The sequence below is a fragment of the Pseudomonas sp. PB101 genome (assembly GCF_009764265.1).
GTDB lineage: Bacteria > Pseudomonadota > Gammaproteobacteria > Pseudomonadales > Pseudomonadaceae > Aquipseudomonas.
The window spans coordinates 67118-84459 of the sequence record NZ_RWIR01000018.1; the positions used below are offsets into that span (position 1 = coordinate 67118).

14 protein-coding genes and 1 pseudogene are annotated in these 17342 nt (G+C 62.2%); 5 read left to right on the forward strand and 10 right to left on the reverse strand.

Annotated elements, in window-relative coordinates:
• Window positions 1–2: 2 nt before the first annotated feature.
• From EI969_RS05265 to EI969_RS05280, 4 genes are all read left to right on the forward strand, one after another.
• Window positions 3–1070 (forward strand): extracellular solute-binding protein, encoded by a 1068-nt coding sequence (locus EI969_RS05265; protein WP_160386250.1) that lies wholly within the window; start codon window positions 3–5, stop codon window positions 1068–1070.
• Window positions 1071–1225: 155 nt separating this feature from the next.
• Window positions 1226–2422: an amidohydrolase family protein gene (locus tag EI969_RS05270; protein WP_160386252.1), complete on the forward strand. Its 1197-nt coding sequence runs from the start codon at window positions 1226–1228 to the stop codon at window positions 2420–2422.
• The gene (locus tag EI969_RS05275) at window positions 2419–3906 is read left to right on the forward strand and encodes an amidohydrolase family protein (RefSeq protein WP_160386254.1); all 1488 of its coding nucleotides are present in this window, start codon (window positions 2419–2421) and stop codon (window positions 3904–3906) included. The genes EI969_RS05270 and EI969_RS05275 overlap by 4 nt, the downstream gene beginning before the upstream one ends.
• Before the next feature lie 12 nt (window positions 3907–3918).
• Window positions 3919–4581 carry a flavin reductase family protein gene (locus EI969_RS05280; protein WP_160386256.1) on the forward strand — a complete coding sequence of 221 codons (663 nt, stop codon included), beginning with the start codon at window positions 3919–3921 and terminating at the stop codon, window positions 4579–4581.
• Window positions 4582–4711: 130 nt separating this feature from the next.
• Here EI969_RS05280 and EI969_RS05285 read toward each other — a convergent pair whose 3' ends face one another.
• The 4 genes from EI969_RS05285 to lexA are packed head-to-tail and all read right to left on the reverse strand — an operon-like array spanning window position 4712 to window position 10443.
• Window positions 4712–7810, reverse strand: coding sequence for an error-prone DNA polymerase (locus tag EI969_RS05285; RefSeq protein ID WP_371925860.1), 3099 nt, complete (start codon window positions 7808–7810; stop codon window positions 4712–4714).
• The gene (locus EI969_RS05290; protein WP_160386259.1) at window positions 7786–9201 is read right to left on the reverse strand and encodes a DNA polymerase Y family protein; all 1416 of its coding nucleotides are present in this window, start codon (window positions 9199–9201) and stop codon (window positions 7786–7788) included. The genes EI969_RS05285 and EI969_RS05290 overlap by 25 nt, the downstream gene beginning before the upstream one ends.
• Before the next feature lie 7 nt (window positions 9202–9208).
• Window positions 9209–9826 (reverse strand): translesion DNA synthesis-associated protein ImuA, encoded by a 618-nt coding sequence (imuA, locus tag EI969_RS05295; RefSeq protein ID WP_160386262.1) that lies wholly within the window; start codon window positions 9824–9826, stop codon window positions 9209–9211.
• Window positions 9826–10443 carry a transcriptional repressor LexA gene (gene lexA, locus EI969_RS05300; RefSeq protein WP_007987463.1) on the reverse strand — a complete coding sequence of 206 codons (618 nt, stop codon included), beginning with the start codon at window positions 10441–10443 and terminating at the stop codon, window positions 9826–9828. Before lexA ends, imuA begins: the two co-directional genes overlap by 1 nt.
• A gap of 1189 nt (window positions 10444–11632) precedes the next feature.
• Here lexA and EI969_RS05305 point away from each other — a divergent pair.
• A pseudogene (locus EI969_RS05305) lies at window positions 11633–12351 on the forward strand (AAA family ATPase).
• Window positions 12352–12453: 102 nt separating this feature from the next.
• On the opposite strand, the gene EI969_RS05310 reads toward EI969_RS05305, so the two are convergent.
• The 6 genes from EI969_RS05310 to EI969_RS05335 all read right to left on the reverse strand — a co-directional run bounded on the left by EI969_RS05310 (window position 12454) and on the right by EI969_RS05335 (window position 17327).
• A complete protein-coding gene (locus tag EI969_RS05310) occupies window positions 12454–12729 on the reverse strand; it encodes a DUF971 domain-containing protein (protein ID WP_160386264.1) in 276 nt (91 codons plus the stop codon).
• Window positions 12726–13688 (reverse strand): HEAT repeat domain-containing protein, encoded by a 963-nt coding sequence (locus EI969_RS05315; RefSeq protein ID WP_160386266.1) that lies wholly within the window; start codon window positions 13686–13688, stop codon window positions 12726–12728. The genes EI969_RS05310 and EI969_RS05315 overlap by 4 nt, the downstream gene beginning before the upstream one ends.
• Complete coding sequence (locus EI969_RS05320; RefSeq protein ID WP_160386268.1) at window positions 13685–14533, reverse strand: ABC transporter ATP-binding protein; 849 nt, start codon at window positions 14531–14533, stop codon at window positions 13685–13687. Before EI969_RS05320 ends, EI969_RS05315 begins: the two co-directional genes overlap by 4 nt.
• Window positions 14533–15315 (reverse strand): ABC transporter permease, encoded by a 783-nt coding sequence (locus EI969_RS05325; RefSeq protein ID WP_160386270.1) that lies wholly within the window; start codon window positions 15313–15315, stop codon window positions 14533–14535. Before EI969_RS05325 ends, EI969_RS05320 begins: the two co-directional genes overlap by 1 nt.
• Window positions 15316–15452: 137 nt before the next feature.
• Window positions 15453–16877, reverse strand: a complete 1425-nt coding sequence (locus tag EI969_RS05330) for an ABC transporter substrate-binding protein (RefSeq protein ID WP_178120560.1) — start codon at window positions 16875–16877, stop codon at window positions 15453–15455.
• A gap of 204 nt (window positions 16878–17081) precedes the next feature.
• Complete coding sequence (locus tag EI969_RS05335) at window positions 17082–17327, reverse strand: ferredoxin family protein (RefSeq protein ID WP_007946457.1); 246 nt, start codon at window positions 17325–17327, stop codon at window positions 17082–17084.
• Between the last annotated feature and the right edge of the window lie 15 nt (window positions 17328–17342).

The window sequence follows — 17342 nt, forward strand, 5'->3', positions numbered from 1 at the left end:
ATATGAGCAAGAAAGTCAAAAGCATGCGTTTCGCCGTTGCCGGTCTGGCCTTGAGTTGCTTCACCGCACTCACTTCGTTCGGCGCCCAGGCCGCCGAGCCCAAGGAACTGTTTTTCTACAACTGGACCGACTACTACCCGGTCGAGCTGCTGGCCAAGTTCGAAAAGGAGACCGGCATCAAGGTCACCATGGACGGCTACGACAGCAATGAAACCCTGCTGGCCAAGTTGCAGGCTGGCGGCGCGGCCTATGACGTGATCGTGCCGTCGCAGTCGATCATGCGCACCCTGATCAACCAGGACCTGCTGCTGGAAATCGACGCTTCCGCCCTGCCCAACTTCCAGTACGTCAAACCGGCATTCCGCGACCCCAGTTTCGACCCTGGCCGCAAGTTCTCGGCACCGTACCTGTGGGGCACCACCGGGTTCTCCTATGACAGCGCGCGGGTGCCTGGCGGCAAGCTCGACGACTCGTGGAAAGAGTTCTTCGAGCCGCGCAAGGAACTGCAGGGCCAGCTCGCCGCGCTCGACACCTCCAGCAGCGTGATCAACGCGGCCAGCCACTACCTGAATGTCGACGAATGCAGCGAAAACCCGCAGGACGCCAAGCGCATCCTTGAACTGCTGCAGAAACAGAAACCTTTCCTGAAGATGTACAGCTCGGACAACACCGTCGACCGCATGGCCTCCGGCGAGGTGATCATGATGCAGAACTGGAACGGTTCGACAGCGCGGGCCACCTTGCAGAAGAGCACCATCAAGTACGTGTATCCGAAGGAAGGCCTGGCGATGTTCCAGGACAACTTCGCCGTGCCGAAAAGCGCACCGCACCCCGGCAACGCGAAGATCTTCATCGACTGGATGATGAAGCCGGAAAACGCCGCCGCCGTGTCCAACGCCATCGCCTACGACAACGGCATCCAGAGCGACAAGCTGATCGACGCCAAGTGGCGGGTCATGGATGCCATCAACATGCCCGACGAATTCGCCTCGCGCCTGCGCCCGGAAAAGGAATGCAGCAACAAGGCGCGGGAGCTGCAGGACCGCATCTGGGCCAAGCTCAAGGGCTGATTGCCTGACTTGAAACCGCGGTGCGGCCATCGCTGGCAAGCCAGCTCCCACAGTGATTGTGTTGATCACAATTTTGTGAACACCCCCTAAACCCTGTGGGAGCGGGCTTGCCCGCGATGAGGCCCGTCCAGACACCATTGAATTAGAGGTTTGCAATGAATCAACCCCGCTGGCTGCGCAACGTGCGCCCCTACGGCTCCCCCGCCGAAGACCTGCTGATCGAAAACGGCCGCTTCACCCAACGCCGCCCCGCTTCAAACGAGGCCCTGTCGGCCACCGACATCGACGGCCAGAACCAGTTGCTCACTCCCGCCTTGGTGGAAAGCCACGTGCACCTGGACAAAACCCTCTGGGGCCAGCCCTGGCGCCCCAACAGCGCCGGCCCGACCCTCAAGGACTACATTGCCAACGAGCGGCGCATCCTGCGCGAAGTCACCACGCCCATCGCGCAACGCGCCGGTGCCCTGCTGGAAAACTGCATCGCCCGTGGCTCGCTGACCATGCGCTGCCACGTCGACATCGACCCGGAGTTTGGCCTGCGGCATGTCGAGGCCATGCAGCAACTGCGCGAACACTACCGCGACCTGATCGACCTGCAACTGGTGGTGTTCCCGCAAACCGGCCTGATCAGCCGCCCCGGCACCGCCGAACTGATGCGCGAGGCCATGGCCCTGGGCGTGGAGAACGTCGGTGGCCTGGACCCGTGCGGTATCGATAACGATCCGGTTGCGCAACTCGATTTCGTCTTCAAGCTGGCCAGCGAATTCGACCGTGGCGTCGACATTCACCTGCACGACAAGGGTGAGCTGGGCCTGTGGCAGATCGCGCTGATCGCCGACTACACCGAGCGCTTCGGCCACCAGGGCCGGGTGATGATCAGTCACGCGTATTGCCTGGGCATGTTGCCGTGGAGCCAGGTCAAACCGGTGGCCGAACGTCTGGCCAGATTGGGCATTTCACTGATGAGTTCGGCCCCTGCCGACTGCGCGGTGCCGCCGTTCCTGGCCCTGCGCGAAACCGGCGTGAATGTCTGCCTGGGTTCGGACGGCATTCGTGATGCCTGGTCGCCCATGGGCAACGGCGACATGCTGGAGCGGGCGATGTTGCTGGCGTTCCGCTTCGACTTGAACAAGGACGAAGAACTCGCGGCAGCGTTCGAGGCGGCGACCGTAAGTGGCGCCCAGGCCCTGGGCTGCGAAGCCAATCGCCTGGAGATCGGCCAGCCGGCGGACTTCCTGTTGATGCCAGTGCAGACACTGGGTGAGGCAGTGGTTTCGCGACCACCGCGCCAGGTCTATCGCGCGGGCCGGTTGATTGCCGCCGGTGGCCGTTTGCTGGATAGCCGCCTGTGAAGCGCATCGGCTTGCGGGCCAGTTGCGTGGTCGGCTTCGACGGCACCCGGCATGTCCTGTGGCGTGACGGCGAAGTGGTGTTCGCAGGCTCGCGCATCGAGTTTGTCGGGCGCGGTTATCCGGGGCCGGTGGATCAGTGGATCGATTACGGCAACGCGCTGATCGGCCCCGGCTTCATCGATCTGGATGCCTTGGGCGATCTCGATTCCACGGTGTTGACCCTGGACAACGGTGACGAGCGCGACATGGGCCGGATGTGGTCGGCGCAGTATCTGGCGCGTGGATCGCGGGACAGCTACAGCCCCGAAGAAGAAGTCTTCAAGTACCGCTACGCCTTCACGCAACTGATCCGCAACGGCATCACCACGGCCATGCCGATCACCTCGATGTATTACCGCGAATGGGCCGAGACCTACGACGAGTTTGCCGCGGTCGCCGGCGTGGCGGCGGAACTGGGGCTGCGCACTTACCTCGGCCCTTGCTACATGAGCGGCATGAGCTACTGGCAGGCCGATGGAACCCTGGCGCACCACTGGGACGAAAACCGGGGCATGGGTGGCCTCGATGCCGCCGAACGGTTTTTCCAGGATTTCGATGGCGCGCATAACGGTCTGATTCGCGGCGCGCTGCTGCCCGACCGCATCCAGACCTGCACACCGGCGCTGCTGCAACGCACCGCCGCACTGAGCCGGGAACTCAACGCGCCGATGCGCCTGCATTGCTGCCAGGGCCTCGGTGAAGTAGCGATGGTCGAGCAACGGCGCGGCACCTCGCCGCTGGGCTGGCTACAGCAGCTTGACCTGTTGAACCCGCGCAGTCTGCTGCCCCACGGCATCTACACCCGAGGTGATGAAGACCTTCAGCGAGTAGTGGATGGCGGCGCCAGCCTGGTGCATTGCCCGGTGGTGTTCGCCCGGGACGGCGAGGCGCTGAATTCGTTCGGACGCTACCGGGTCAGGGGCATCAACTTCGCCCTGGGCACCGACACCTGGCCGGCGGACCTGCTGGACAACATGCGCCAGGGCTTGAACATCGCGCGCCTGATGGAGGGCGGCAACGACCTGACCAGCACGCTGGACATGTACAACGCCGCGACCCTGGGTGGCGCCAAGGCACTGGGGCGCGATGATATCGGTCGCCTCGCACCGGGCTGCAAGGCCGACATCACGGTATTCAACCTGCGCGGGATGCATCTGGGGCCGCTATTCGATCCGCTGAAGAATCTTGTACTGGCCGGGCGTGGTGACGATTGCATCGCCAGTTACATCGATGGCCGTTGCGTGATGCACGAAGGCCAGGTCCTGGGCATCGACTACCCCGCCCTGCAACGCCAGGCCCAACAACAATTCGAAAAACTGATGCGCAGCCATAGCGACCGGGCCTTCGGCCAACCGGACTGGAAAAGTCTTTTCCAACCGGCCATCCCGTTCGCCGACAACTACAGCGCACAGGCGCCGCTGTGCGCCAGTGACCCTCTCCTTTAGAGATTTCTGCCTATGCAAAGCTTCGATTTCAGCCAACTGAGCCCACGGGACAAATACAAGATTCTGATCGGCAGCGTCGTGCCACGGCCGATTGCCCTGGTCACCACCGTCGACGGTGAAGGCCGGATCAACGCCGCGCCGTTCAGCTTCTTCAATGCGCTGTCGGCCGATCCGCCCATCCTCGCCCTGGGCGTGGAAAACTACGGCGACCAAAGCCCCAAGGACACCACCCGCAACATTCAGCTCAACCAGGAATTCACCGTGAACATCGTCAGCGACGCGCTGGTAGAGGCCATGAACGTCTGCGCCGTGCCTTTCGCCCCCGGCTTCGATGAACTGACCGCCGCCGGCCTCACCGCCATCCCCGGCACCACGGTAAAATGCCCGCGCATCGGCGAAGCCCCGGTGGCGCTGGAATGCCGGCGGATGATGGCGCTGTCCATCGGCCAATCCCGGGAGATCATCTTTGGTGAAGTGCTGATGGCCCATGTGCGGGACGAATTGATCGATCCGAAAACCCTGTACATCGATCAATTGGGGCTCGACGCCATCGGACGCATGGGCGGGCACGGCTATGCGCGCACGCGGGATTACTTCGACTTGCCGACCCGTTCGCTGCAGGCCTGGACGGATGCGCCGGGGGGTGGCGAGCGGTTTTGGCCTGTTACCAAGTAACCCGCAATGTCACAACCCTGTAGGAGCGAGCCTGCTCGCGATGGTGGATAACGATAACGCGGGCTTTCTGAATGAACGCGGCGCTCTCAAGTCCATCGCGAGCAGGCTCGCTCCTACAGGAGTTGCAGCGTTAGTGGAAATCCCGGCTCCGCACAGTGATGCCATCGAGCAACGGGCTCAGGTCACTCAACCGTCCGGCTATCAAATGCCGGACCTCCCCCTCCTTCTCCCAGCGCCCATCGACCTTGAGCAACTGCGAGCCGACCAGCACCTGGCGCTGGCGCTCGGCCAGGTCGCGCCAGACCACCACGTTGACGTTGCCGAACTCGTCCTCAAGGGTAACGAACGTCACGCCGCTGGCGGTGGCCGGGCGTTGTCGGCCGGTGACCAGCCCGGCGATGCTGACCGGCCGACCGTGTTCGACGTCCAGCAACTCCCTCGAACTGCGGCAGCGCCGCGCCTTCAATTCATCGCGCAACAGGGCCAACGGATGCGGCCCCAGGGTGGTGCCGACACTGGCGTAATCGGCTTGCAGGTCCTCGCCCACGGTAGGCTTGGGCAACGCCACCGCGTCCTCCTCCTGGCGCGGCAGGCCGGCGAACAGACCCAGCTGCTTTTGGACCCCGGCCACTTCCCAGCGGGCCCGGTGCCGGTCGCCCGCCAGGCCTCGCAGCGCGCCGGCATCGGCCAGTTGCTCGCGGGCGCGGGCATCGAGTCGCGCCCGTTCGCCGAGGTCGGCGATGTCGGCAAACGCGCCCTGCAAGCGGACCGCCTCGATGCGTCGGGCATCTTCCTCGCGAAAGCCCTTGATCATGCGCAGCCCCAAGCGAATCGCCGGTTGCCCGCCGCTGATCGGCTCCAGGCTGCAATCCCAGTCGCTGGCGCGCACGTCCACCGGGCGAACCTGCAAATGATGCCGGCGAACGTCCTGCAGAATCTGGTCCGGGCTGTAGAACCCCATCGGCCAACTGTTGATCAGCGCACAGGCGAAGGCCGCCGGTTCGTGGCATTTCAACCAGCAACTGGCGTACGTCAGCAGGGCAAAACTGGCCGCGTGGGACTCGGGAAAACCGTAGCTGCCAAAGCCCTTGATCTGCTCGAAGATCTGCGCGGCGAACTCCGCCGTGTAGCCGTTTTTCTTCATCCCGGCGGCCAGCCGTTCCTTGTGTGGTTCGAGCCCGCCGTGGCGTTTCCAGGCGGCCATGGAGCGACGCAGCTGGTCGGCCTCGCCGGGGCTGTAGTCGGCGGCGACGATGGCGATCTGCATGACCTGCTCCTGAAACAACGGCACGCCGAGGGTGCGCTTGAGTACCACCTCCAGCTCCGGTGACGGATAGACCTCCGGTTCTTCCTTGTTCCGTCGCCGCAGGTACGGATGCACCATGCCGCCCTGGATCGGCCCCGGTCGAACGATGGCGACCTCGATCACCAGATCGTAAAACGTCTTCGGCCTGAGCCTGGGCAGCATCGACATCTGCGCCCTGGACTCGATCTGGAACACGCCGATGGTGTCGGCCCGACCGATCATTTCGTAGGTGGCCGCGTCTTCGGACGGGATGGTCGCCAGGCTCAGGTCCAGGCCCCGGTGCTTGCGCAGCAGATCGAAACATCGGCGAATCGCGCTGAGCATGCCCAGCGCCAGGATATCGACCTTGAGCAAACCGACTGCGTCGAGGTCGTCCTTGTCCCACTGGATGATGGTGCGCTCGGCCATGGCGGCATTTTCCACCGGCACCAGGCTGTCCAGCGGCTGCTCGGAAATCACGAAACCGCCGGGGTGCTGGGACAAATGTCGGGGGAAGCCGATCAACTGCCCCGTCAGGCTGAGCACCCGGTGCAGCACCGGGCTCTCGGGGTCGAACCCGCCCTCGCGCAGACGCTCCACGGGCGGTGTTTCATCGCTCCAGTGACCGCAGCAATCGGCCAGGGCGTTGATCTGGTCCGGCGGCAAGCCCAGGGCCTTGGCCACATCGCGCACCGCACCGGCCGCATGGTAAGTGCTGACCACCGCCGTCAGCGCGGCGCGGGCCCGACCATAGCGCTGGAACACGTACTGCAAGACTTCTTCGCGGCGTTCATGCTCGAAATCGACGTCGATGTCCGGCGGCTCGTTGCGCTCTTTGGAAAGAAAACGCTCGAACAACAACGTGGTGCGATCCGGGTCGATTTCGGTGATCCCCAGGGCGAAGCACACGGCCGAGTTGGCGGCAGAACCACGACCCTGACACAGAATGTGCTGGGTGCGGGCGAAACGCACGATGTCGTGGACCGTCAGGAAATAGCTTTCATAGCCCAGCTCCGCGATCAGGTGCAGCTCCTTGTCGATCTGCACCAGCACTGCGCGTTTCGGCCCTTTTGGCCAGCGCCACTGGATGCCTTCGTCGGTCAAATGACGCAGCCACGAGGTGGCCGAGTGCCCTTGCGGCACCAGTTCGCGAGGATATTGATAGCGCAACTGGCCAAGATCGAAGGTGCAGCGCCGGGCAATGGTCAGCGTTTCGGCCAGCAAGCCTGGCGGATACAGCGCCTGCAGCACGTCGGGGCTGCGCAGATGACGCTCGCCGTTGGGGTGCAGGCGTAACCCGGCATCGGCCACCGGCAGGTGATGACGGATCGCGGTCATGGTGTCCTGCAAAGCACGCCGGCCGCGCGCGTGCATATGCACATCGCCACTGGCCACCGCCGCAATCTGCAACGCCCTGGCCAGTGTCAGCAGATCGTCCAGACGCCGCGCATCATCCTGGCCGCGATGCAACTGCACGGCCAGCCACAGGCGCTCGGCGAAGACCTGCTTGAGCCAGTCGCCCTGCGCGAAGGCATCGACGGCGTCCGGCACCCACAACGCCAACAACCCCGGCAAGGGTTCGCTGAAGTCTTCGCGCAGCACCTGGTACTGGCCTTTCGGCGTGCGGCGTCGGGCGCGGGTGATCAATCGGCACAGCGTCTGATAGCCTTCGAGGTTCTCCACCAGCAGCACCAGTTTCGGACCGTTCTCGATGCGTATCTCGCTGCCGATGATCAGCGGCAACTCCACGGACTTCGCCGCTTGCCAGGCGCGCACGATGCCCGCCAGGGTGCACTCATCCGTGATCGCCAGGGCTTGATAGCCCTGTTTTTTCGCGCGTTGGAACAGTTCGAGGGCACTGGAGGCACCGCGCTGGAAACTGAAGTTCGACAGGCAGTGCAATTCGGCATATTCGCAGCTCATGCGAACCAGCCCTGCAACCACAACGGGCCGTCCTCGCCGACCGCCCGGTAGGCCCAGCCCTGTTGGCCGGCTCGGGTTTCGATCAGGTAATAGTCACGGCGTATGTCGCCGCCGTCCCACCAGCCGGACTCGATACGTTCCGGCCCCATGAGAATGCGTGCCGAGCCCTGATGCACGGCCAGCGGCTCGGTCAGCAGCCAGCCCGGCCGCTTCACGGCGGCCGGCACCGTGCAAGGCTGGCTGTCGGCACGGGCCTGCCACGCGCACTCGGGGCGGTGATCGGCCTGAAAACGCAAGTCGTGCACCGCGTCATCCCCCAGCCGTGCACGCAGGCGTTCGCGCAGTTGTTCCCAGGGCAAGGTCTGCTGCGGGCGCTCGTCGAACAGCTCCTGAAACTGGGGTACGAAGGTCGGCAAATCTTCGGCGCGCAGACGAAAGCCACGCACCGGCGCCTCGACCTGGACTTGCTCCAGTCGCCCCCGGGCCAGCTCGAAGAGCATCGCCGGATCGCGCTCGGCGCTGAGCAGGCCGACCTTGATGACGGTGTCCGGCATCCCGGCGTGCTCCAGGTGCAGGTCGAAACGCTGTACGCCGCTGTCGCGACCGCAGAGGAACGCCGACAGGTCGCCCGTCAACCGGCGCAACGGAAACAGCAAGGCCTGATGGGACTGCACATCGAAATTGAGCTCGATGCGCACATCGAAGCGGTCCGGCGGCAGGTAGAACGTCAGCGCCAGCCGCCGCAAACCGGACAGGGCATCCAGATGCTTGAGCACCTGGGCCTCGAAACGCCGGGCCAGGCTATGCCGGGGCAACGCCTGCACCTGGCTCAAGGTGCGCAGGCCCATGCGCGACAAGGCCGTGGCGACCGAGGCTTCGAGACCGACCCGGTCGACGGGCATTTGCCCCAGGTGATGCTGCAAGGCTTGATCGTCCGGCACCACCAGACCGTCATAGGCGTTGGCCAGCACCCGCGCCGCCACCGGGTTGGGCGCGGCCACGATGCGGTGCCGGAACCCCAGTTCACCAAGCTCTCGGCGCAAAAGCGCTTCGAATTGCGGCCAGGCGCCGAACAGGCCGAGGCTGGACTCGATCTCGAACACCACGGCCCGGGGGTAATGCACGCTGACCTGGGAACTGAAGCGATAGGCCCAGGCGGCGAGAAACTGCTGCCAGTGTTCGATGTCAGCGGCGTCGTATTCGGCCGTGACAAAGCCTTTGCTCAAGGCCTGTGCCGCGCTCATGGACTGGCCGGGACGCAACCCCAGCGCCCGCGCCGCGTCGTTGACCGCCTGCAGCACCCGGCGCTGAGCCGGGCCGGTCAGCAACGCCAGGGGTTGATCGGGATCGGTGCGCTGACGCAGTACCGCGTCCAGCGCCAATTGCGGGAAAACAATGCAGACCCAGCGCATGGCAACCTCAATGCCCCACGGCGAAGGCAATCGGCGTCGACCGAGCCAGGCCGCCGCGACACTTGAGCACGCGCAGTTGTGCCGGTCGGGCATCGATGGCGATGCGCAGGGCCGCCGGCGAAGGGTTGATCGCTTCACTGAGGGGGCGATAGGCGAAGGCCAGGGTCTGGCCGGTTTCCGCCGCCACCTGCAAGCGGCGCAAGGCGCGGTCATCGACCTTGTGCGGCCAGCACAGCACCGCGCCGCAACTGCCCGAGCGCAGGCATTGTTCGGCGGCCCACAGCGCATCGCGCTCGCTGGCGCGGATGATCGACAACTGCCGCAGATCGACCCCGGCGCCCTGCCACGCCTGGGGATACGGCACATAAGGCGGCGCCACCAGCACGATACGCTCGCCCGCCGCCGACAGCCGTGCCAGCGTCGGCCACACCAGTTGCAACTCGCCCACGCCCTGCCCGGCCAACAGGATCTCCGTCAGCGCCGCCTCCGGCCAGCCACCGCTGGGCAATGCCGCGTCGAGCGCGGCATGCCCGGTGGGTTGCGGGCTGGCGGCCGGTGGCGCAGGCCGGCCCCTCCAGACCTGGCCGCCATTGAACAGCGTATCCAGCGCAACGACGGCACCCATCAGCCTTGCCTCACCAGGCCACAGAACACGCCTTCGATGGCCAGGTCCCGGTCGGCCTCGACAATGATCGGCTGGTAGGCCGGGTTGCGTGGCAGCAGCCGAACCACATCGCCGACCCGCTCGAAGCGCTTGATGGTGACCTCGCCGTCGAGCCGCGCGACGACGATCTGGCCGTTGAGCGCCTCGGGGTTGCGGTGCACGCCCACCAGATCGCCGTCGAGAATGCCGTCCTCGATCATCGAATCACCGCGCACCCGCAGCATGTAGTCCGGCACCCGCGAGAAGATCGACGGATCGAGCAGCAAGCGGCTGTGTACCTCGGCATCAGCCCCGATCGGCGCACCGGCCGCCACCCGGCCAAGCACCGGGATGTCCAGCAACTCGGGCCGCGGCGGCTGCCCAAGCAGGCGAATGCCCCGGGCCTGATGCGGGTTGACCTCGATAAACCCGGCTTCGGTCAGCGCCAGCACATGCTTGCGCGCCACACTGCGGGAGGCGAAACCGAACGCCTCGCTGATTTCAGCGAGGCTCGGAGGCTGACCGTGCTCGGCGATGCGATCTCGGATAAAGGTCAGGATGGCGGTACGGCGGGGAGTCAGAGTCGTCATGGAGTACATTTGTACTCTTTTGGCTTTTTTCTGGCAAGGGCCGTCAGTCATCTGCCGGACAGTTCGCTCCCACATTCAAGGCCTACCGTTCGTCGCCTTTTTTTTAAAAAAACAGGCTCTAAAAAAATAAAAACCATAGAAAAAATAGAAATCGCACATTGTTCCTACAGAAATATTCTACCCAACATAGAAGATCATTTTTGCTTGCCGAAAACTAAACCGCAGTTTCAAAAAGGAATTTCACAATTCACGCTAAAAAGTGCCAACACCACGATAAACCAAGACTCCTGACATCGTGCAGGACGCATCTTAAAAACATGCAGGAATACCCCTACAAACACAAAATTCTCTCGCTTGCACCCAGCAGCAAAATCAATTAATCCTTGCAATACCACTCAACGCCAAACGCCAAACGCCAAAAAATATAAAAAACAAATCTAAAAAGGTGCTACCCCATGACTAGAAACATTGCACCCAGAGCTTTTGTCCTAACTTCAATATTTATAAAAGAACAACTAAAAGAACCCACCGCCCTTTTCTGGATCATGATATCGCCTTGCGCGATGTTCTATTTTTTTGCAATAACCAGACAAGGCCTTAGCTATTTTTCCAGCAATTACATTACAGCCTCAGCATGGTTTTATGCCTACATCTCTTCAAGTGTCGCATTATTCGGATTCGCCTTTTACATAATCGGAAGAAGGGAAAGTGGATTCACCCGATCATTTATTTACTCCAAGGAATCGAAACTGATTTTTCTTTTATCGCACTTCATTGCCTACTCGCTAATATCGATATCTTATTGCGCAACCTTTTACTTAACGACCAAATTACCATTCGGAAACTACGATCTCAATGAACTACTGAATATCACACCACGCTTTTACATCTGCTTTATCATGTTTTGCGCGATCGGGGCTGCATTCTCATTATTACCGATCAACTTTCAAAACTCGAACACTTTGCTTTCCATTTTTTCGTTCTGCATGCTGATTCTCGGCGTAATGAGTGCCAGCAGATCAAACCCCATCACCGACACTTTGAACCTCGCAAACCCACTGACACTTGCAAGCCAGATAATGGAACAAGGTCTTAAATCCAACAAACTCATCACGACAGCAATAATTCTTTTATTTATTTTAGTACTGCACAAAACCTTCAAACACCTAAGAATCAATCCCGTATGGAGTCGATACTGATGAAAAAATTCATGGCGCAGAGCATTGACTTCTCCTATACAGATACCCCTCTATTGACCCAGGCATCTCTTGAGGTTGCTCAAGGCGACATTGTCGGCATTCTGGGACCAAATGGATCTGGAAAAACAACTTTTTCGATATCGTCTGTGACCTTAAAAAAGCGAAGTCCGGCTTCATAAAAAACGACTTCAGTCAGTTTTTATACCTTTCTCAAATCATTAGCACTCCCCCGCCGCTGCGCATGCGCGACATTTTTAAAATGGTGACTGCGCTGTCATCAAGCGAACCGATGACACAGGATAAGACCTTAAAAAAACTAAGAGCATGGAGTCCTGCGATAGTTGACCGATATCAAGACATATGGAACAAAAAATCATCGCTATGCAGCTACGGAGAAACACGCTGGTTCTTTACGCTCTCTCTTCTTTCAATTTCTGCAGACTTCGTGATTCTCGACGAACCTACCGCCGGTGTAGATCCGGAATTTCGGCGCTATATTTGGCAGTGCCTACGCGGCGCCGCCAGTGAGGGCACCGCTATTCTGGTTTCCTCGCACAATGTTGATGAAGTCATTAACCATTGTGATTATTTTTACATGATTAGCCAGAAGCGTTTCAATCGCTTTGCCAATGGTAGTGAGTTCATGCATCGGTATAACGTGAAGACTGTGGACGATGCGTTTATCCGAGCCGTTACTGAGCCTGTATTCACCGCATAAAGCCGGTCGACTGTTGGCGAAAAGCGTCCAGGCGTACCGATTCCTCCAACGGCATCGCTTTATCGTTCACGTCCATCGCGAGCAGGCTCGCTCCTACAGGGATCAGGTCAGAGCAGAGAGATACGCCCAAGGATAAATCCCCCGCTCGTGCCCATCGCTGAACACCAGTTGCAGGCCATAGCCCTGCGAGTTCAGTTCGATCACCTGAACCCGCGCATCGACCATCGGTGTCATCCCCCGCAATCGAAACGCCCGGCACTGTGAACACGGGCACTGCCGGCGCAGTTCGGCATGATCCAGCAGTTGCTCGCGACCATCCGGCCAGTTCAGGCGCAACTGCTGTTTGCTGCGGGAGTTGCCGATCGCCAGCGGGTTCATTGCAGTTGACTCAAGGCAATGCGCACGGCCTTGCGCACTTCCGGGTCGCCGTCGTCCTGCGCGGCCTGCAACGGTGCAATGGCCCGTGGGTCGTTCAGTTCGCCGAGGGCCAGCGCGGCTTCCTTGCGCAGGTTGCTGATGCGGTGGCCGAGGGTGTCGATCAGCGCTTCGAGCGCCGGTGTAAAACGCAAGCGCCCGAGGCTGCGGGTGGCGCGCAGGCGCACTTGCCAGTAACCGTCGCCCAGGGCGTCGATCAGGGCCGGGCCGGCGTCGGGGTGGCCGACCTTGCCCAGGGTGGTGGCGGCTTCTTCGCGCACTTGCCAGGCTGCGTCGCGCAAGGCCTGACGCAGGGCCGGCAGCACCTGGGCGTCAGACGCCAGGCCCAATGCGCCGGTGGCTGCACGCCGCACCTCGGTGTCCGGGTCAGCGCTGGCCAACTGCGCCAGCGCCGGCAAGGCATCGAGTTGCTTGAGCCAGCCGAGCACGCCCACCGCCTCGCGGCGCACGCTGGCGCTTTCATCAGTCAATGCCCGGGTGGCGGCATCGGCGGCATCGGGGCAACGCAACTCGCGCAACGCCCTGAACGCGGCAATGCGCACGCCGCTGTCGGCGTGCCCGGTCCACGGCAGAATGACCCGGCCCGCCGCTTCGCTCTTGAGCAGGCTGAGGCTTTGCGCGGCGGCCGCCTGCACCGCGGGGGACGGATCGGTCAGCGCCTGGCACAACGCTTCGACCACGGGCTCGTCCTCCCAGGCTTCCAGCAACCGCGCGGCTTCGGCGCGAACCTCTGCAATCGGGTCTGCGGCCAGTCGATCGGTCAACCACAGCAGGCCGTCCGGTTCCTCGAGATCGGCCAGTTCGATCAGCGCGATCCGGCGGACGCCGGGGTCGTCATCGGTCAGGCGCGGTTGCAGGGCAAGGATGTCGTCGTTATCGGTTACATCGAATAGTGAGGTCATAGGGCAAATCGCGGCAGTTTGTTTTCAGGAGGAAGCCCCAACGGGTTCAGGCGCGGCAGTTGCCGACCGTCTTCGTGGCGCAGGAGTTCGAGGCAATGACGCTTGAGGTGCGAGAATTCAGGGCTGGTCACCAGTTCGGTGCTGCGCGGCCGGGGGAAGTCCAGGCGCAGGTCTTCGATGATCCGCCCGGGGCGCGGTCCCATGACCAGCAAGCGGTCGGCGAGGAACAGCGCTTCGTCGATGTCATGGGTGACGAACACCACGGTGGTGCGGATGCGCGTCCAGATGTCCAGCAGCAGTTCCTGCATGTTCAACCGGGTCAGGGCATCGAGGGCGCCGAAGGGTTCGTCCATCAGCAACAGGCGCGGACGGTTGACCAGCACCCGGGCGATTTCCACCCGTTGCTGCATGCCGCCGGAGAGCTGATCAGGCCAGCGCTCGGCAAAACCTTCGAGGCCCACCAGCGCGAGGATGTCATCCGCCGCCTTGTGCCGTTCGCGCTTGCCGACGCCACGCATCTTCAAGCCGAACGCCACGTTGTCACGCACCGTGCGCCACGGAAACAAGGTGTGCTGCTGGAACACCATGCCGCGTTGTGGCGAGGGCCCCGACACCGGCGCGCCATCCACGTTCAAGGTGCCGGTGCGCGGTTGCAGGTGACCGGCCAGAGCGCCGAGCAAGGTGGACTTGCCGCAACCGGACGGCCCGAGAATGCACACGAACTGCCCCGGTTCGATCTGGCAATCGAGGCCCTGCACCGCTTCGAAAGCCGCGGCCCCTTCGCCCAGGCTGATCGACAGCCCGCGAATGTCGATGCGCCCTTCCAGGTGTTGAAAAACGCTCATCAGGCTTTTCCTCGTGGTCGATGCCAGGGCGTGAACAGCCCGCCCAGACGCTTGATCAGCAGGCTGCTGCCCATGCCGAGCACGCCGATCAGCAACATGCCGACGACGATGTCGGCGTAGTTCTGGATGGTGTAGGACTCCCAGGTGTAATAGCCGATGCCGAATTGGCCGGAGATCATTTCCGCCGTTACCAGGCAGAACCACGAGGTGCCCATGCCGATGGCCAGGCCGGTGATGATGCTCGGCGCAGCGCCCGGAAGAATCACCTCCAGCAGGATGGCCCGGCGCCCTGCCCCGAGGCTTTTCGCCGAGGCGATCAGCCGTGGGTCGACGCCTTCGACGCCATGCACGGTGTTGAGCAGGATCGGGAACAGTGCGCCGGTAAAGGTGATGAACACCATCGACAGTTCCGACGAGGGAAACATCAGGATGGCCAGGGGAATCCACGCCACCGCCGGAATCGGGCGCAGCACTTCCAGGGGCGGCAGCAGCAGATCTTCGGCCCATTTCGAGCGGCCGATGGCCAGGCCCAGGGCAACGCCAATGACCAGCGCTGCGAGGTAACCGGCGAACACCCGGCCGAGGCTGCTGCCCAGGTGCTGCGCGAGCTTGCCGGAGTCGCCGAGGCCGAGGGCGGCTTCAACGACCGCCACGGGTGTCGGGACGTTGGCGAAAGTCACCAGCCCGAGGTTCCAGTGGTGGCTGGCGGCGAGTTGCCAGAACAGCAGGCAGAGCAGCAGTGAAGCGGCTCTGGGGAGCCAGCGTGAATAGGATCGGTACACAATTTTTCCTCTCAACCGAGATCCCTGTGGGAGCGGGCTTGCCCGCGATGGCGGTATCACATTCAACATTGATGTCGACTGGTCTGGCCTCATCGCGGGCAAGCCCGCTCCCACAGGGGATTGCGGTGTTATGACTGTTAGCGGGTGGCCACGGCCTGCGCTGTGGCATCGGTGAAGTCGAAGACTTTGCCGCCTTGGGCGCTGGCGAACTGCTGGGCCTGGCCCTTGAGCAGGAACGCGCTCAGCTGGCCTTTGCTATCGGTGGCAAACCACGCCTGATCCGCCAGCAGCTTGATCCCGCTGTCACTGGCCTGGGTGTACACCGCGCGGATGTTTTTGCCTTCCTGTTTCAGCGCTGTCAGCGCGCTGAATGCGGCTTCCGCCGAGGCGTATTGACGGACTTTCGGCTCGCCACGCACCCAGATTTCCGCCACGTGGCGCACGTCGGTGATGGCTTTGCCGCTGGCGGCATCGGCGGCCTTGAGCGGCGTCTGCCGGTAATCGGCAAGCTGCGCGTTGTAGTCCAGGTTCGAGGCCTTGAAGGCGGCGCGGATGTACTGGTCGTCGATGAAGGTGTTGAGATCGAGACCGCGATCGGCCTTCTTCAACAACTTCAGGGTATCGATGGCGGTGCCCACGGCCTGACGGTATTCCGGCTTCCAGCTCAGGTCGCGGGTCTGCACGCCGAGGGGGCCATGGAACAGGTAGTTGACCTCGGCATCGACCCCGGTGACCTTGGCGATCAGCTCGCTGTATTTCTCCGGTTCAGCCGCCAGCAGTTGGTTGGCTTCGATGCTCGCGCGCAGGTAAGCGACGACGATTTCCGGGTACTTTTTCGCATAGGCCTGATCGACCAGCGCACCGTGGAAGGTCGGCGCATTGGCTTGGGAACCGTCATAGATCTTGCGGGCGAATCCACGGCTGGGGAACAGTTCGGCGAACGGCACGAAGTCAGCATGGGCATCGATCTTGCCGGCCTGCAACGCGGAGCCGGCGACTTCCGGCGGCTGGGCGATGATGTTCACGTCCTTGAGCGGGTCCCAGCCCTGGGCCGCCACTGCCCGCAATAACATGCCATGGGCGGTGGAAGCGAACGGCACGGAAATGGTCTTGCCCTTGAGCTCGGCCAGCGACTGCACGCCCGACGCACTCGGCACCACGATGCCGTTGCCACTGCCCTTGGTGCTGCCCGACAGCACGCTGATGAACAGGCTGTGCTTGCCGGCGGTTTCAAACGCCACGCCGTTGAACGAACCTGGGAAATCGGCCATGGCGCCGAAGTCGAGCTTGCCGGCGACCATCTCGTTGGTCAGCGGTGCGCCGCTGGTGAAGTTCTTCCACTGCACGTCGTATTGGGCGTCTTTGTATTGGCCGTCGTGGGGCAGGTATTTGTCCAGCAGACCGAGCTCGCGAATCAACAAACCGCCGGCGGCGCAGTTGATGGTGGTGTCCTGGGTGCCGATGGCAATGCGGATGGTTTCGGCCGAGGCCGACAAAGTGAATGAAGCCAGTACCAGACCGGCCAAAGTTGCACGCAACATGAGTGTTTCCCCTCGAATCATTTATAGGATGTTCGTCTCCGCCACGATCAGGGCGTGGTGGGAAACGAGGGGTGTTGTGAATCAGGCGTCCGGTGGTGGCCGGATGGCGTTTTAGCGTTGTTTGGGCTGGCCTCATCGCTGGCAAGCCAGCTCCCACAGGGTTCTTTGGTGTTTTCAGATGTTGAGGTGCTGCACAAATCATTGTGGGAGCAACTGTGTTCACATTCAGCGCAATAAATAGGGGATCTCGACTTTCACCGCGCCCGTCGGGCAGTCCTTTTCACAGGGCATGCAGTACCAGCATTCATCGAAGGCCATGTAGGCCTTTTGCGTGGCCGGGTTGATCGCCAGCAGGTCCATCGGGCAAACGTCGACGCATACGGTGCAGCCTTTGTGGGCGATGCAAAGGTCCTCGTCGACCGTGACCGGTGCGTTGGAGCGGAAGAAGATTTCCTGGGGTTGGTAAGCCATGTTCGGTCTCTCTTT

Bases quoted from the DNA above. Each gene is read 5' to 3' on its own strand.
- EI969_RS05320 (WP_160386268.1), bottom strand. From the start codon at position 14,533: ATGAGCGTTTTTCAACACCTGGAAGGGCGCATCGACATTCGCGGGCTG.
- lexA (WP_007987463.1), bottom strand. From the start codon at position 10,443: ATGTACTCCATGACGACTCTGACTCCCCGCCGTACCGCCATCCTGACC.
- EI969_RS05265 (WP_160386250.1), top strand. From the start codon at position 3: ATGAGCAAGAAAGTCAAAAGCATGCGTTTCGCCGTTGCCGGTCTGGCC.
- EI969_RS05290 (WP_160386259.1), bottom strand. From the start codon at position 9,201: ATGCGCTGGGTCTGCATTGTTTTCCCGCAATTGGCGCTGGACGCGGTA.
- EI969_RS05335 (WP_007946457.1), bottom strand. From the start codon at position 17,327: ATGGCTTACCAACCCCAGGAAATCTTCTTCCGCTCCAACGCACCGGTC.
- EI969_RS05310 (WP_160386264.1), bottom strand. From the start codon at position 12,729: ATGAACCCGCTGGCGATCGGCAACTCCCGCAGCAAACAGCAGTTGCGC.
- EI969_RS05270 (WP_160386252.1), top strand. From the start codon at position 1,226: ATGAATCAACCCCGCTGGCTGCGCAACGTGCGCCCCTACGGCTCCCCC.
- EI969_RS05315 (WP_160386266.1), bottom strand. From the start codon at position 13,688: ATGACCTCACTATTCGATGTAACCGATAACGACGACATCCTTGCCCTG.
- imuA (WP_160386262.1), bottom strand. From the start codon at position 9,826: ATGGGTGCCGTCGTTGCGCTGGATACGCTGTTCAATGGCGGCCAGGTC.
- EI969_RS05330 (WP_178120560.1), bottom strand. From the start codon at position 16,877: ATGATTCGAGGGGAAACACTCATGTTGCGTGCAACTTTGGCCGGTCTG.
- EI969_RS05280 (WP_160386256.1), top strand. From the start codon at position 3,919: ATGCAAAGCTTCGATTTCAGCCAACTGAGCCCACGGGACAAATACAAG.